Source organism: Pseudomonas sp. LB3P14 (assembly GCF_054898045.1).
On the sequence record NZ_CM142714.1, the window covers coordinates 3,867,639 to 3,885,026 of the forward strand.

The 17,388-nt window shown below is 56.5% G+C and carries 8 protein-coding genes; 1 reads left to right on the top strand and 7 read right to left on the bottom strand.

Annotated elements, in window-relative coordinates; translation table 11 throughout:
• Window positions 1–73 precede the first annotated feature (73 nt).
• The 6 genes from ACYZT5_RS18000 to ACYZT5_RS18025 form a co-directional block, all read right to left on the bottom strand.
• Window positions 74–1,060, bottom strand: coding sequence for a hypothetical protein (locus ACYZT5_RS18000; protein ID WP_462046750.1), 987 nt, complete (start codon window positions 1,058–1,060; stop codon window positions 74–76).
• On the bottom strand, window positions 1,053–4,781 hold the full coding sequence (locus ACYZT5_RS18005; protein ID WP_462046751.1) for an Ig-like domain-containing protein: 3,729 nt from the start codon (window positions 4,779–4,781) through the stop codon (window positions 1,053–1,055). The genes ACYZT5_RS18000 and ACYZT5_RS18005 overlap by 8 nt, the downstream gene beginning before the upstream one ends.
• A complete protein-coding gene (locus ACYZT5_RS18010) occupies window positions 4,774–6,840 on the bottom strand; it encodes a Tc toxin subunit A-related protein (protein WP_462046752.1) in 2,067 nt (688 codons plus the stop codon). Before ACYZT5_RS18010 ends, ACYZT5_RS18005 begins: the two co-directional genes overlap by 8 nt.
• Window positions 6,822–8,867 carry a neuraminidase-like domain-containing protein gene (locus tag ACYZT5_RS18015; protein ID WP_462046753.1) on the bottom strand — a complete coding sequence of 682 codons (2,046 nt, stop codon included), beginning with the start codon at window positions 8,865–8,867 and terminating at the stop codon, window positions 6,822–6,824. The genes ACYZT5_RS18010 and ACYZT5_RS18015 overlap by 19 nt, the downstream gene beginning before the upstream one ends.
• A gap of 54 nt (window positions 8,868–8,921) precedes the next feature.
• Window positions 8,922–12,536, bottom strand: coding sequence for a Tc toxin subunit A (locus ACYZT5_RS18020; RefSeq protein WP_462046754.1), 3,615 nt, complete (start codon window positions 12,534–12,536; stop codon window positions 8,922–8,924).
• A gap of 132 nt (window positions 12,537–12,668) precedes the next feature.
• Window positions 12,669–15,917: a hypothetical protein gene (locus tag ACYZT5_RS18025; RefSeq protein WP_462046755.1), complete on the bottom strand. Its 3,249-nt coding sequence runs from the start codon at window positions 15,915–15,917 to the stop codon at window positions 12,669–12,671.
• A 448-nt stretch (window positions 15,918–16,365) separates the two neighbouring features.
• On the opposite strand from ACYZT5_RS18025, the gene ACYZT5_RS18030 reads away from it, so the two are divergent.
• Window positions 16,366–16,755 carry a DUF6124 family protein gene (locus ACYZT5_RS18030; protein ID WP_462046756.1) on the top strand — a complete coding sequence of 130 codons (390 nt, stop codon included), beginning with the start codon at window positions 16,366–16,368 and terminating at the stop codon, window positions 16,753–16,755.
• Between the two features lie 146 nt (window positions 16,756–16,901).
• Here ACYZT5_RS18030 and ACYZT5_RS18035 read toward each other — a convergent pair whose 3' ends face one another.
• On the bottom strand, window positions 16,902–17,261 hold the full coding sequence (locus ACYZT5_RS18035) for a PilZ domain-containing protein (protein WP_462046757.1): 360 nt from the start codon (window positions 17,259–17,261) through the stop codon (window positions 16,902–16,904).
• Between the last annotated feature and the right edge of the window lie 127 nt (window positions 17,262–17,388).

The following is a 17,388-nucleotide window of genomic DNA, read 5'->3' on the forward strand; positions in this document are numbered from 1 at the left end:
ATATCAAAACCCGTTGGAACGCTGTTCAATCAGGACTAACTCTCCGACGGCATCAATATATTTTTTGAACGGATTATGGAGCACTCGTATTAACAAGACTTCCATCATATGGGTTCTCAAGCTTAAAACTGATATTTGGATCCCAGGATGGGTAATAGCCCACCTTACACAGGCCTTGAGAGTCGGTAACCATATCACCGACCGATCCGTGCTGCGTGACCTTCACTATAACTCCAGACACAGGCAACCTCGAAAATTTGGAGAATACTGTACAGTGATCCTCCCACCGGTCTGCCGCAGGTTTTTCCGTCCAGGCATACGCTCCTAGCAAGTTATCCCCTAAGGAGAAGGATAATGGCAAGGACTCTGCTCCCAACTCCACGATTACCAATTGCAAGGCAAACCATCCGTCTAAGATAGCGGTGACGCAATCCACTTCCCACGTCACTCCTTCCTGCGTCAGCAATTGTTCTCTCGCCACCGCAGGCTCGACCCTGATACCGAGATTTGCGGCAGACGACCCACTCCACAGTAGTTTTACTTTCTTGTTCAGAAGCTGGCTTGGAAGGAGGGGAGTTACGGTAACCGTGTGCTTCGCCCCACGACAGGGGTAGGCATGCTTGCTCGGCCCGAGCAACAACGGAAACTTATCGAATTTAACTTCCACCTCTTGCGCGAAATTAATGATCGATACGTTTATTTCCGGTGATTTCGGCATGACATCATAACGAGGCATTGTAAAATACAATTTAAATTCGGAGCTATTCGCCTGACTGGTAGATATCAACCACGTCTTGCTTATAGTCCCCTTTGTCATCTCGACCAACTGCTCGAAAAGTGGCTCACAGGTAATACCTGGCACCTCTGCACCTGATTCTAAGTGCAGAGCAAGAGCACCTTCATCCGTACCTATAAAAGGACTGTGTTCATATTCCAGCGTCACCTTGCAACTTTTTCCCGCTGCCAGGTGCAGATGCAAGCCAAGCCACGTTACTTTCTGATCATTAATGTAAAGTCTGAAATGCAGCAACCAAGTTGAATGTATAACGGAACTAGACATTTGGCACTCCTTTGAATTGGATATGTTTGACCTGCCATCCAGGATTCCCGCCTTCCACAGTCGCTATAAGTAGCTCCCCGATAATTGGAGGCGACGTAAACTCCACCCGCGCTTTCCCTTCAGCGTCCGTACTTGTCGAAGGAATATTGAAGTCGAGGAATTCCCAATCAACCACGACGCCCTGCAAAGCTTTACCATCCAGGGCCGACACCACAGTAATATCCGCTGAAATTTTTTCTCCCGGTTTAACACTTTGATTCGGACTAGTGAGCGACGCAATTTCCCGAGGCTCAAGCAATTCATACTGCAACTTGACCGAATCTGAAAACGCTCCCTCCCCCACCGTCGCCGTCACTTCGGTCGCACCGGGAATCGTCGGGACAAACCACCATGTCGCCACCCCGTAATAGTTGGTGACAGACGTAAATGCCTCTCCGTTTCCTCCATGCCATCTCACTTCCACACCGACCATCGCCTTCCCGCTGATGGACGATATGACCTTCACTTCTCCTTTAAACCATTCTCCCCAGTACAGCGTCGGGGCGGCCCGAGTGACTACGCTGATTCTCCACACTTGCGCCCCGGGCCCCACCGACATCCGAATTTCCGGTGACAAACGCGCCAACCGCTCGGCCCCCAGGTGAAACGCGCAGCTACCATCCCTCAAATCCCCCACCTTGAACGGGTACTGCACAACGCCGGCGAATATCTGCGCTAATCCAAGGATGTTGCTCTGAGTGAATCTGATATCCAGCGCTGAAGGCCCGTTTCCGATCATCCCGAGTGTCAGTGTGCGTCCAACCAAGGGATTGCCATCGTCCGCCGTCACTTCGAACACGTGCCCGGACTTACGGCGCGGGAAGAAGGTTTTCGTCCCCAGGATATGTGGCGTCTGACCATCAAAAATGGCGGACACCACTTTCCATGGATCGACGCCCAACACGTTGACCGATGTCTTGCGTTTGTCTTCAGAGTTGTCATACAGGCTGAACGTCGAAGCCTCGACAGGTTGCGGCCCCGCAGTTGTCGCGTCATAGGCGAAACCGCTCCAGCCTTCGGCATCGGATTTGACTTCAGTGCTTTTCCCTTCGGCAGTCCATGTCACCGTCGCACCTGAAACCCGCTCCCCGATGAAATGTGAAACCACCCACGCCCATATCCAGGCTGTGTCCAGCCCAAGGACCGGGTCCACCGCCGAATCGCGCAGCACCTCCAACCTGACCTTGTTGTGATCCAGAAACATAGGCGTGGCAGCGGCTGTAAATTTCAGGTCAGGCATAGAAACCGTCAGTTTGAACCTACCTGCTCGGGCACTGGCGGTGAAGTTCAGCGCATAAGTCACACCAGCAGCGGTCACGGATTGAAGCGTGTCAACAGGAGGCTGCACCGTTGCATCCAATTCATCGGCAGGCGTCTCCGTCCACGCCAGCGATAGCATCAGGCCCACTAACGGACTCAACTCATTGGGCAGAACTGTAAAATCATGCAGCGCAGCCAGGCAGGGATGGAGCTTCTCACCGCTGAGCGGCGCGCAAACCTGGTCGAGCATCAGGCTCAGTTCTTTCGCGGGATCCGCGAACATCAAACGCCCGGACAGCTCCCGGACAATGGCTTCGCCTTCGCGACGTAGCTGAAGTTCAAACAGACTGCTTTTACTGGTGGTTTCCTCGGAAGAGAACGTCCATTCAACACCTTCTGCCGATAGTAGTTTGGATGTACCCAAATCACTGATTGTCAGCCCGTTCTGCGGATCTGCACCGCGCCAGTGCAAACTGACTTTTCCACCGATCCACGGGCTGTTGAGAACCGGCACGACTTTCAGGGTCTGTGTCTGTCCACGGCGACAGAGCACGCCAAGCGTCTTGCGCTCGACTTCAACGCCGTCGAGCAGAATCTTGACTTCCTTATTCCAGAGACTGGTCGCGATCGCCTTCACGGCGAAAGTCTCCTCAATCGGCAAGGCGTCTGGGTGGGCCTTGATGTAGGCAGTGACAACGTGATCTCCGGCGCTGTCCGGCTGATACCAGTGACTGGCCCAGCCCCCGGCGCCCGTGGTAGTGGCAGTTCTGGTTCCGTCCGGATCCTCAAATTCGACCAATGCATTTTGCACCGGATCACCGGCGCCGCTCGCTACGAAATGCACCGCCTGCACCAGCATCAGGGCACGTTCCTGTTCATCCACAACCGGCGACTTGTCGGCCTCGCGCTTTCCTCCGACCACGACTTCATTACGTGCCAGCCGCATAGGCTTTTCCGGCGACGGCAAGAGCAGGTTCGAACAGCTCAACCACAGGTCGAACCTGCCGTCCAGATCATCCGCGCTTTTCAACTCCCAAAGCATCTCAAGGTTGTCCGGCACCGGCACCGGTTCATCAAGCACCGGATTGACCTCAACCCCCAGTTGCGTATCGGAATCGCCCCTCCAGTGCAGCGACAGGCTCGTTCCCGCAAACATCGATGGCAGTTTTACCCAAAGAGGGTAGGTCGAGCCTCGATTGGGATAGCCCGTCTTAGCCTCCCAACGCGCCGATTCGCTACCGACAAGGGCCATGACCTCTGGCCACGGACTCTTCGCCAGCGCCTGCACGTCGAAGCTCTGCGTTACAACGCCCGTCGTGTAATAAAGACTGACGACTGAAGCCACGATGGTGAAGATCCCCGCAACAAACGGTGCGTAGTCGAAGTACGCCCAGCCATTGGTATCGGTGACGGCGGTGACCTGGATCCCTGCCCCTGCGACCGTCCAGGTGACGGTGTGTCCTTCGCGGGGCTGATTGATGTAATACGACCCCACTTGCACGCCCATTCGAACCGATTGGCCGTCCTCAACGACCGGAAAGTAAGCCGGCTTCTGCGCATCACGAAACACCAATCGGTGATGCCACAGCGAAACCGCAATGGGAAAGGGATCGGCGGTGTACTGGTTCCACAGCTTTATCGTCAGCAGGTGTGGATTCTCGTCGTCGACCAGCGGGCATCGGAGTGACCAGCGTTTCTCCAACGACTGGTCAACCTCCCAGTCAGGTTCCGCGACAATCGCTTCCTGCGGGTTGCCATCAATGGTCAAGGATGCCTGAGTACCCAGCCAGGCATTACCCTGTGCGATTTCGAATCCAAGTTGATGGAAAAAACTCCCGTCCGCCCCAAGGCATAGCGGCAACGGTGCCGTCGGCGAGTGTGACTGCTGGTCGAGCGTCAGCTCCGGTAGCACCAACGGTTCCAGGTGCAACTCGATGCCGATTTTGGTGGTATGAAGCACCTGCTGATAATCATCAGCTCCGCTCCTCGGGCTGGTCACACTAAATGTCAGAACGTCGAGATGTTTGAACGCCAGGTCCAGCCGGATTTCGTATTTGACCGGCTCGTAGTCCAGCGGCTGCGCGTCAACACGCCGTCGGCCGGGAGAAATCTCAATTTCCAGTGGCTCGGGCAAACTCCCCCCGCTGATGTGCACCCACCCCGGGTCGATATGCCGCGATTCACACCAAAACTTCAAAACATACTCAGCGTTCGCGCCAGGGTCCTTGGGTACGACGAAGTCCTGGCTGACCGATGCCCCGTTGCCGGTAGACACCACCTTAATCTCCACACCGTCGTAAGTGAGTCCCTCGACCGAAATCCAATCGTCGTTGATCGGCCCCCTCTTCCACCCCGTCAATCTGTCGGTGAATTGTCCATTGATCAGCAGACTCTGATTAGCGCGAACAGACTCTTTACGCATGATTGCCCGCTCCTTTGCCTTTTTTGTTCGTGCCGGGTGTCTCGGCGATGGTCACAAGGTCCTCAACCTGGCGCGTGAAAGTCGCATCCCCGGCTTTGGCGGTATAACGAATGCGCAAAATGACGTCGGTCAGCGAGTCCAGCATGGCATTCTGCGGCTCTTTTCCCGGCCATGGGAATTTCAACTGCCAGCTTGAAACTGCCCCGGTGTTTTCGAAGTAGTGGAGCAAACCTTCATCCGGCTTCTGTGCTGTCATGCCGTTGTCCGCGACCCCGGTCGACACGACAATCGCCTGACCGCTGCGCAAGTTGGTTTGCACATCGGGCGGTGCGACAGAATTTTCAGGGTTGTGCAGATGCTTCACCGATGCAGCCGTTGGCTTGGTTGCAATCTTGCTGCTGATCTGTAGCAGAGTGGCCCGCACATCCTGGAAAGGCCCTTTCACCACTGGCACATCGACCTCGACCGAACTGATCTGCCGGCAGTAATGCCCCGGATGATCTTGATCAAACAGCAATTGGGTAAGACAGAATTCCAGCGTTCCTTTTGTCTGCAACTGCACCAACGCCTCGGCCCAGCTGTGAATGCCAGGCTGGGGCCTTATGGTGTCGTCGAACAATTGGCGCAAGGAGACGGTCCTGACCAGTTCCAGCCGTCTCTCGAGCCGATTCAGGTAATCCTGTTCCATGCGCAGCAACCAGACCAGCAGGTGGTCGCCTGCCGTCAGGCCGTTGCGGTTGTCGAGCCAGGCCTGGGGCAACGGGGTTTGCCAATCGTAATCGCCGGTTTCAGCTTGCATGGATGCGAGTGCGCTGAGGCAGAGACTGACCACCGCATCGTAAACCTGATAGTTCAGCGCCTTGACCTGGCCCAGCACCCAGTTGAAGAGTTCGGCACTGGTCGCACGTTTTTTGAGGAAGTTGTGAACCGTCAGCGCCTGGCGATTGGCCTGGAGGGTTTGTTCCAGATTGGTCTGGGCTGCCCGTAACGCCTGCTCCTGCGCTTTGATCTGCTCCTTGATCGCCCTGACTTCGGCACTCGCCTGATTGCGCTGCAGCCCCCAATCGGCACGGCGGCGGCGGTAGGCTTCGGTAGTCGCTTCTTTTTCGGCCTCCATTTGGGAGACCGATGCGGCAATGTTTAATCCGAACGCTACTGCGGCGGGGATTGCATCGAGCCGCCCCCCGCCAGCGGCCACACCAAAAATATTGGGTAGCGCGGCAAGCGTTGCGCCAACCGCGTTGATGCTGGTCGATAAGAGTGCGAGTTCTTTGGATGACTGTATTTTATCCATGACCTGGTATTCGGCCGTCGATACGTCCTCGTCAAACAGCAGCGAATACGCATCAGCGCGCTCTTGCGCCACGACCTTGCTCTGCTCCAGCGCAGTGACCTGCATGCCTAACTGGTCGATGGCCTGTACCTGTAAGGTGTGGGCGTACGTTCCCAGTTCCACCAGGTGCGCTTGCTGTGTTTCCACAAGCTCGGCCTGGTCCCTGCGCTCCTGCAAACTCAATACCTGATTGCTGAACTCCTGCAGAGTCTGCGCCGCGCGCATCGCGGCATCGAACAACACTCGCCAGCGGAAAGCTTTGACCACCACTCGCCCGCCCATTGTTCTGGGCGCACCAATCCCACCGCCAACCAGATCGCGCAGCAACTGTTTGGGGTCTGCCGGCGGACTGAAAAGGTCAATGTTCAGCGGCTTGCCGTCGAGCGTGCGATTGTTGCGCAAGTTGTCCAGACGCTCGCCGGGCGAAGCGAACAATTGGAGCAAACGGTCGTTGATGGGCGCTGTGAAAATGGCGGAGCCAATTTGCCCTGACCTTGCATCGGCATTGGTAGCGAGCGGGAAATCCCCAAGCCTCAAGACCATTTGTTTTTCAAATGCCTCGAGCGCCATGCGCGACTGGCCAGCGTTCAAAAGTTCATCGAGCTTGACCGGTTCCCAGCGGTTTACCGCATTGACCGAGGGTGCCTTGCCCATCAGAAATTCGGCCTGGACGTAGCACAGCTTGGCCGCCACCAGGCTGTCGCGGGTCAGTGGCGATAGTGCCAATCACCTTGGGCCATCAGGGTCCGGACGTATTCGCAGAACACCAGAATTTTGTAATGCGTAGGTGCTGCATAGGCAATGGCATCAGGATCCAACGGGGCCAAGGCTTCACCACCCGGATTTCCGTCGGTGTCCAATGGACGGCAACGCCAGTACCGCGGTTTTGGTTTTGCGGGGGCCGTCGCGTCAGCGGCCGGCGCCTGAGGATCAAATAGGTGGTGCCACCAGTCCTGCGCCTCCTGAAAACGGTCTTCATCGCGCAAGCGTGTGGCGACCAGATGCGCCAGATGAAAGAACAGTTCCCAGAAATTGCGGCCGTTGGCACCGTCGAACGCTCCGTTCAGCTCACTGAAAGATCCAGGAATGTCAGGCACTGGTTCCGGCAGGAACTGTGCGGGCCACTCCAGCACGGCCTCGACGGAAACACTGGCACGACTCAACAGTTCGGGAGCGAACAGGGTATTGAGCCGGGTGAATTTGAGATCGAGATTGGGCTGATTGAGAGATAGAAACTGCGCTGCATTGCGGGCGTTTTTGTGCAATTTCGGAAGGTTGAAACTGGTTACATTCTTGATCGTCAGCGCAAATTTTTTGCTTCCGGCGCCCGTGGCATTCCCAAATGTGAAAATGGCTGGGTTCGTCCAGGCACCTGCAGGCCGTTTAAAAACCAACGAACTGGTGCTCCAGCCACCTGCCAGCGCAAGCTGTTCAGTAATCGGCTCTGGGTCCTCTCCGGGAACTCTATCTTGCAAGGTCAACGTCAACGCAACGTTGCCTCCCGCGGTCAGCCCCGTCAGCCAGCAATAGCCCTGAACCACAAGTACGTCGTTTGTACCCTCGCGGAAGGCCGTGGCGTGCAGCCCCAGGTAAGGCGTCAACGTCCCTGCCGGATTATCACCGGCGATCACTGTCGGCTGATCGCGCAGCGAATGTTGGATCATGTCGCCGCTCTTGAAGCGATGAAGTGCCGCGTACTCCAGCCAGGAACCTTTGTCGTGGGGCAAGGCGCGCAAAAACACATCGCGCACGACGGGTTCCTTCAGGGCGCCCGCGCCCATTTTGTCGTTGGTCAGCATCACCCCGAGTTTGCCTTTAGGGTTTTCGTAGTCGGCACATACGGTCGCGATCAGCCGGGTGCCGACGGGAGGTGTTTGTTCTGCATATTCCTTGGTGAGCAGAATCGTCGGCGCTGACCACTGATCGTTCTGCCGCTTGAAGGCAAGGCAAATGTCCAGCTTGTCCGGTAACCGTTCCTCATTCGCTGGACCCTCCACTCTGTCACGCCAGAGGGCCCACACCACACACAGCTGTCCATTCCAGAACACCGGGCGCAGATCCAGGATTTGTCCGTCTGCAGGAATTTCCATTTCCAGCCATTCAGTCCACGCGGCAGGATTTATGGCCGGTTCTTTGTCACCCAGCTCCACATCGGCCATGCGCCAGAAGTATTTGCGAGGATCGCTGCGCGTGCGGGCGACAAAGTAATAGCGCGCCAGCCCAGGTGAACTACCGTCCATGAAGCCACTGACCAAGTCCAGATTGCAGATTTTCGCGAACGCTTCCAGATAAACATGCAGGGCTGAGCGCACGCTGTCTGTCGTCAAACGCGTCTGGTTGAGGTTGTTTTTAAGGGTTTTGAACAGGCTGGTCTCGCCCAAGCGTATGGACGAGTCAATGAAGTTTTCCGGGTAGGCCTTGATCATCTCCATCGCGGCCCAGTCCGAGTAATTACTGGAGAAACGCCATGCCGCCAGATCCTGGCTGTCGAAATCGACCTTCTCGTAGCCTAGCTCCAGCTTGCGATAGGCCCCATGAATGAGCTGCTGCGAACAGCTCGTCGCCTCGGCAACCCAGGAGCTTTGCACCGCGTAGCTATCCTGCGTATCCAGGCGCAGGACCTCGGACAGATCTTGCGCCGTTCTCATAAACCGGTACTTCGGATTGCTTTTCGGGATTTGCCCGATGCAGTACGCGACCAGCGCCCGACGACGTTTTTCCTGTAGCCCGCCAATGTTGTCAATTGATGCCATGATCCTTGCTCCTGAGGCACTAACCGGGATCGCACGTCCAGCGAGCGATCCCGCTCACACCGACGGTTCGAACGTGATGAGGTCGAAATAGGTGCTGATATCGCTGGACTGGCTGCGGACAAAAATCACGAACTCTCCACCTTTAGTCGCGGACACAAACACTTTCGTCAGGCCTTGCGGATCAGTGAACGTCTGCCGCATTGGCCGGATGACGATTCCTGCGCTGGGTTCGGAATACCAATCAACGAGCTGGTTTGGCCCCAGGTTTTTAAATTCGTCCCTCAGCACGGCGTACAACTGGACCTCCTCGCCTGATCGCACGGTGCCCAGCGGGACTGGAGACTTCAAAGCGGGCGGGAAGGACAGCGTATCCGGATCCGGAACAATGTTAATTTCGGGAGCATTGACCGGTTCGAACAGATCCAGCCAGAACCTCGGCGTTTCTGTGCCCAGCACCGTCCCCGGATAAAATATCGCCTCGAGCGTGCCGTCTATTTGGGTTGCTTGTGTGGCGACGCTGCCCAGCCTGGTTTGCCAGTACACGTTGACACCCTTCAATGGCACGTCTTTGGCATCGGTCAGTGTCACCTTGAAGGTGATTTTCTCCTCTGGCTTGTTGGCCACCGCATAGTTGTTGTCCACTACTGTGCAGGTCATGACGACCAGTTGCTCCACCTCGCCAGGAGGTTGGAGAACAGGTGCTGGCGTTTCGGATTGGCTCAGCAAGGCGTGCTCGGCGGCGTCGGAATAGGCTGCCTTGTCAGTGGCCTCCGACAGGTTTCCAATCAGAAAAATCGTCCGGGCATTCATGCCGCTGTGCTCCGACAGCGTGCGGATACGCATCAGCAGATCCAGCTGCCGCAGGTTGGTCAAAATATTGATGGGGGACGAATCGATATGACTGATGCACTCGCGTACCTCCTGAACGCTCCAGCTGAAAAACCCGGCAAGCCTGATGGCGGCTGCCTTCTGGGCCAGATCCAATGCATCACCGGTTAGAGTCGGCAGCTTGCTGACATCCCTCAGGTAGTCGAGCAGAACCTGCGCCGGCTGTTCGCTCATCCCGAACGCGCGGGTGAGCGTGGTCAGGTAATAGAGCGTTCCCATCGAGAATGTGTATGGGCTCACCTGGTCCAGCCAGGCCTTGTAGCCGTATTCCAGAAAATCCTGCAACAGGTCAGCGCTCAGCTCCAGTGTCTTCACCACCGCACTGCGGCGCTGCACATCGGCCAACACCTGGAGCAATGGGTCCGGCTCGACGCCATGTGCCCGCCGAACGGTCGCAGTGTCCGGGCTGGTTCCCTCGAACATTGAGCACAACAGTTGATAGACCGATGTATCGGTCCAGGCGAGCACCCACAGTGCCCGCTCCCCATCAAGGCTGGTGTATACAGCCAAAGCCTCCTTGGCCACCGAGATTTGAGCATCCCTGGCTTGCAGGAGTACACCCAGCATTTTCTCGACAATGGCAGCTCGCGATGTACCGTCCATGTCCGGGAGGCCATCTCTCACCGCCAGGTCAAGTTGCCGCCGGGCGTAGTTCAAATAACCGGCTTCGGTCCCGGAAAATGCCAATACCAAACCATCGACGTCAGCCAATTCGCTCAACAGATTCAGCCAGTTGCCAGCCGGCAGGGGCGAGACGCCGGCCACCAAGAATCCGGAATTGGTCAGCAAGGCCGCCGGCAACAGATTGCGTACCTTCTCGAACAATTGCAGTTGCGCCTCGGAGGCTGTGCCATTGGCCCGTGGCTCTGCAACCTGCTCCAGCATCCACAGCACCGGCAGGTCGCGATCCTTGCACCAGCCTACGCAGGAATGCAGGGCACAGATGAGATTCAATACATCCGGTGGGCCGCCCGCAGTCGTATTGATCTGAGGCACACCGGCCAGCCCCTTGAGCCAGGCCTCACCGCCCAGCAATCCCAGCATCAGGACCCCTTCTGCCGGTGTGATGCCCAACTGGCGCGACAGCTTCACCAGCCGGTAAAAACTCGACACGATCGCAGTGTTGCGTTTCAGTTTGTCGCCAAGACCGTGTGCCTGGGCTATCACGAGGGCCAGGTAACCGTAAGTCAACAGATCGATGTTCAGACCGCTGCACAATTGATTGACCGTCAGGTCGGTACTGCCCGCTACGGGCATCACCGGAAAATCCCCGCCATCGAGGTTCAAGGGTTGGCGATAGTTGCCATGTCTGTTGAAGACCTGATCAAACAGTGAGAGCTCTTCGCCATGCCCGTAAACCGACATTTCGTCGATAAATGCTGCGAAGTCCAGCGCCGTGCAGCCATAACGTTCGTGCATTAACTGGAACAGGCCCAATGCATGCGTCACGTTTTTTGTTATCCACCAGTCGCCGTCCTTTGCACCACCGCGCACTTCGGCACGGATGGCGGCCACTAGCACCGCATCCACCTCGTGACTGCGCAGCCCCAGCGATTTGTCCAGACGCACCTTGCGGTTGATCCGGTCGCAACGCTTGAAATCCGCTTCCTTGTCGGGATCCAGATTCAGTGTTTGAAGCGCACCAGAGTCCTCCGTAATACGGATAGGCGGAGCGGTTCCCGCGTTAATGTAAACCGACCCGGAACGTTCGCTTTCCGGGTCGGCTGGCGGCTCATCGGTATATGTCACATAGGGAGAACGCACCGGTGCGAAAGCGCGAATCGACAGTAGCGCCTCGACACCGGCGGCCTCAAGCGCGGCCCGCTCACCAAAAAACTTCACCAGCTTGAACGTCGGGTACTTATCCTCATCGGCATCGTTGAAACCGAAGTTTTTTTCGAAGAACACTTTCCGGGCCGTAAAATCCGCTCCGGCTTCGGTCAACAACGTTCGCTGATAAGGCCCCATTCGTGATGCATGTGCCAGGGCACGCCCGGCGTCGGCATCCCAGGCGTTGGCTTGCAGAAAATACGGAAAGTGCGGATCGACCGTGTGCGCAAAATTCCCCACCGACATACTCAAATGCTGGGCAATAGCGTCAACGGTGACCCAATGCTGGTAGTAAGGCAGGTCATTGGGGTAACGCGCATCGAGCAAGGCATCCACCAGATCTTGATCCGGCCCATACCCGGCAAACGTTTCCAGAACCTTGATGATGATGTCGACCGAAGAGATCGATTGGTAAACCGCGTTGAAGTCGACGACCAACTTTTTCAAGTCTTTGCGCCGATCATGGAGCGGCAATTTAGTCGCATCGCCATAGGGCTCGATACGTTCGCTGATCCATTGCAACAGGTCGACCAGATAAGCCACGGGTGACCACCAGCCCCTCAGGTCATCCGGAAGACATAAGGTGTCAAAGTCGGTTTTGAACAATTTCGCGTAGCTGGGCCCATCGACCATCGACAGCATCCCGCTTGATGGACCTTTTTTCAGCGCTTTACCGGTTTCCCCTTGCTCGCCGCCGTTCAAGGTGTGCTCGATAAACTGACGCCTGATGTAAATGGCCATGCTGCTGGCCTGACGCAGGAACGCCTTCGCGTCCGCAGGGCTCATCCGATAATCCTTCACCAACCCGTGCTCACCCATTTCGACCAACGGGAAAATCGACCCACCTTTGCTCAGGTAGGCTTGCAGGCCGGGGTATTTTTTACGGCGCGTGCGCGTACTGAACAGCTGGTCATACATTTGCTCGGCAGCGCGCGTGATGGTCTTTGCCATGTTGACATTCCTTACGGCAATAGCGGCCCTGAATGGCCCGACAAAATCGTCGGGGCATGCGTTCGGTTGATTACATTTGGCGCCAGAGGACAGGAGTCGTCTACTGTCATAAATGACAGTCATGACGACCGTTCATCGGGTACCCTTTGTTAGTTTTGACGGCACAGGGTCGACCTCGAATCGCTGGCTCTGTGTTTTGTCGGACAGCGTCGCGCCGCCCGGATCATCCGTGAGGGTTTGCCAAAACACGCACCAATTACCGCCAGCAGGCAATTGACGGGTTGCATCGCCTTGCCAGATCCCGGAGACGGAAAGGTTTGGCGCCCAGACTTCGTCGGGGTTGTACCAGCTCGCAACCTGCCCGACGCCCGGTTGGCCCTGGCCTGCGAAATGAACCGGGTTGTCGGCCCACTGCCCCTCGGCTGGAAGATCAATAGCGGGCCGGAATGTGCCCAGTATCACTGGCCGCCCAGGCGAACCGTCGGAATCGAAGCCGTCGAGCGAGGCCACTACCACGAGTTCAATGCCTCTACCCGGGGAATCAATTTCCACCACGATTGACCAGGTGCCGTCATCCTCCACCGAGGTTTGTCCCAGCACCGTACTCGTGGCGTCGCCCAGCATGACCGTCACCGTGTCGCCCTTCACGCCGAAGCCTGACACTACCGTGCGCCGACCGGCGTGCTCACCCAGAGCGGGTGTTTCGAGCCACGGTGGCGCCGGCACGACGCGGTAGATGATCGGTAAGCCGTCTTTGGATATCTGATTGTCGAAATACTGTCTGGCCCAGATGGTTGTAGTTCCCACCGGCAATGTCACCCCGGCCCGCCAATAGCCGTTTCGGTCCACCGGAACATCCTTGAGCAACGGCTCGGGAGCGTTCCCCAGGAAAACGTCGACCCGCCCTTCCGGCAGTCCCCTCCCTTCGATCTCAGCGGTTCGCGTCAGGCTACGGCCTGGCAACGGCGATGTGACGTCCGGTCGCATCAGCACCACGGTGAATGTGTGGCGCTCACTGCGCGTTGACTCCCGCCCATCGATTTCCTGCATTGCCTCGACGGTGTGAAGATCGAACGCCAGGGTCTTTAGGTCGATTGCCCACTGGCCGTCCTCAGACGGCGTTGTGCAGCCCAACTCTTTGGTGAACCTGACATCGAACAATCGAACAGTGGCCCCTTTCATACCGTCCTTGCCTCGAACGGTCACATCGCGGCTGACCTCGGTAGCTTCCTTGGGCTCAGTGATGACCGGCGCAATCATGGGCCGGAAGACCGTAAAGGTTGCAGAGGCTGGAGGTGAGGTTTGCTGAGCGGCGGTTTGGGTCGCCGTAACGGTGTGGGAGACGCCCTCGGCGAACGGTGTAGGACGCTGGTAGGACCAGGTCGTACCGATAACCGTTGCAGGATGCTTTGTGGTGTTGTCGCTGAACACGAGTTCAACCACAGCGTCCAACCAACAGGTGCCAGAGATCAGGGGCGACAGTCCGTCCTCTTCCACCGTTTCAATGACGGCCGCTTTGGGCGCGATGGTGACCAGGTACACGACCCAGTCCGAGTGCTGGTTATTCAAGGATTGCCGGAGATGGACGGCTCGTTTGAACGTCGGACCCCATTCCGCTAACACCTGGCTAGACCAATTGTCATCGAAATCCACCTTCGCATCAGGGGCGATTTTGGTGGTTTGGTCGGCGTCATAAAACGACACCGAAGCATTAAGAACACCTTGGCCGGAGAGGGTCGGCTGATAGTCCGATGTGGAGGTCACGCCGTGCGGATCTGGCAACTTGTGTACGAGTGTGAACAGGTATGGCGCAGAATCAATCCAGCCATCGGCGTTGTCGGAAACCTGCTGAATCGCCCTCAGGCCATAAGTGCCGTTCGGCCAGTTCGTTACCATCGTTTCCCAAACACCACCCGCCACCTGCGCGGGCGGCGGCGCCGTTCCAGCGGGGCCGCTGACAACTTCAATCACCACTATCGCGGTGGTGTAGCCGGCACCTGAAAACTTCACCGAAGTTCCTGATGGATAAGTGACGTCGACCGCAGTCAATGCGGGAGGAGGGATGTCGAAACTTCGGGCGCTGCTTGGTTCGGATGTGCCAAGGCTCGAGGTCTGTATGGCGACCAGTGATACCCGTCCGGGTTTAACAGTCACGGGCACACTCCAGCTGTTATCCGTGACACGAGCTTCACCGACTTTTTGGGTGTGATCCAAGTCAAGGAACACCCCCATGATGGCACCGGTGTCTCCCCCCGTACCGCCCAGCGGGAACGAAGAGTTCTGAATTGACCCGGCTGGCGGACTGGTGATGAGTGGGGTTAAAGGCTTAACCCGTACCGTGATGGTTACTTGGTTCGACCACCTTCCTACAGAGTTGTACGTTTGCAAGGCGTGCAAGACAAATGCACTCTCGGGCAGATCTCTAGTCAGCGTTACGATCCAGTCACCTCCGTTCTGTACTGTCGTCTGCCCATATTCAACAGTACTGTTTCCAGCCTTGTATATTCTTATCGACGCTCCGCGCTGGCCTCTCCCGGAGACTCGCGGCCTTAGCTCGCGTACCACTTCATTGTCTCGTGGGGAATCTATGAATACGGACGCCATCTCCAGCGTGGCGGTGACCTGCGCGGAGTTTGCGGACTCTAAAGCGTTATTTTTTTGCCTGGCATAGTAATCAAACGAACTAGCACCTGTAGGAAGACTGATACTGACTGTCCAGTCTCCATTGGTAAGCACCGACCCGCTACCGCGCCGGACATCACCGAAACTGTAAACAGTCAGTTCAGCACCGGGCCTCCCAGTTCCCCTCGCATTGAAGGTCGTCGGAACGACACCGGGCTCGGCGAAAAAGGGAGGAGGAATGAAATACAATTTTTGTCGCGTGGAATTAGTAGGATCATCGGCTCCGCTGACATCATAAACATACAGGAATATTATCTCTGCCTCCGAAGTGTTACCTGTAACACTTGAGCCGCCAGTTATCGGATGCCAATAACCGTCTTGGATAGCATCATCATTGGTAATTTCTCTTAACAGCCAATGCTCTGCGGAACTAAAGCCTAGGTGTATATTTCCAGAGTTGCCACCAAAATGGGAAACTCTGTATCGCTTTGCATTGCAAGAAAACGAAGTACCGTCAGCACTCCACGCATACTCCACTTCCAACTCCGCTGTTACTGGAATACCAGGCCAGAGCGTAAACCCAACTTCCAAGGTTAATAGCGAGAATACTTCCCCCTCGCTTTCCTCAAGATTGCCAACTATTTGACTACCTGACCCTACATCAACAAATTGGTCTTTCGTATTAATTTCCCCAACAGTGGCCAGCTCTTGCGAAGGATCGCCAGGCGTTTGTTTTTCGTCACCGTCGTTTGTATCCATGACTGATTCCTCAAGTGGTGCTCTTACTCCATTGAAAGCCCAATCGATGCGCTCAAACACCTGACAGTTCTGACAGTCCCGACGAGCGGTAACCTTTCCCACAGACCAATCCGGCGGTGTCCTGCAAGCGGTAACAGGCGGCTACGATGCCTTGCGCCGTTACCTACAAATCCCTCAGAATCCGCCGGCTTGTGCGCCTTGGCGTTGCCCCGTAACTTGTTCCCCGTCGCTGCCAATCAGCGTCCGGGTTTAGTCGCCTGGGGTTTTAGTACGTTGCGTATAAGCGTCATCCAGTCGGGTATTCCCTATCCCCGCACTCGATGGTGGCTGTTCGCAGGGCGCCTCCGGGCGCGCCGGTACGTACTCCCGGTCGACTAACCTGTTTACAGCCGCCACCCTTTCGTTTAGTCGCGAGACGGGTGAAGGCCCCAACGACGAGTACGAAAACATGATCAAACCAACACCGAACCCACCAGAAACCGACCCAACCGATCAACCCGATCCGGTCTCCCCCTACGCCTCTATCGATTCAAAAAAACTCCACGAGGCCGCTCAAAAGGCCCTCGACTACTACCTCAAACCCGACGTCGAGCCATCGCACAATTCTGTGGATCGCGGCATGCAGATGTTCATCGTCGCCCCCGACATGAACCCCGAAGCCGTGGCAATCCAGACCTTCGAAACCTTTTCTTCGGTCAGCATTCTGCTGCTTGATCTGGCCGACAGCCTGGACGACAGGCCGCGGCATCTGGCGATGGCGATCTATCAGTTGAGCGAGATGGGGTTGTTGCTGGCGGAGAAGGCGCTGGAGAATGAGCGGGCGATTGCTACGGCTTAGCTGTTAGTTATTGGTTGTCTGGGCTGACGCCTTCGCGAGCAGGCTCGCTCCCACAATGATCTGCGATGTTCACAGCATTTGTGATCGACGCAATACCTGTGGGAGTGAGCCTGCTCGCGATAGCTATAGTGAGTGCGCCGCATTGCTCAGGCAGAGGCAGGCAACGGCTGAAAACTGAAGTACTGCTTCAACGCCTCGACCAGTTGCCCATACTCCGGCGGTGCCCGTTGCAGGCTGAAGCCGGCGTCATAGTGGTGAGGGGTCGTGTCTTCATGGCACCACAGGCAACACGCCTGAAGATCAATGACCTGCATGCAGCCATCGCTGGCGGGGATTTTCAGGCGCAAATCGAAATCGGCACCGATCATCATCGGCAACTGGCTGATCAGCATCAACCCGTCTTCGGACACGTTGCCCAGAAAGCCGATGGGTTTGTCGGTGACGCTGTTGAACACTCTTAGAAAATACGGCAATTGATGCCGCTCGATCCGGCGGTTAGTGAACATGCGCAATTGGCCCAGCAAGGCCCTTAAGCAGGGCCGCACTAATGCTTCGGAACGGGCCTGTTTCTATTTCTGCTTCTATTTCTTATAGATAGGCATAGACAAAGGCGCGCTCTCCCCGATCCCGGTG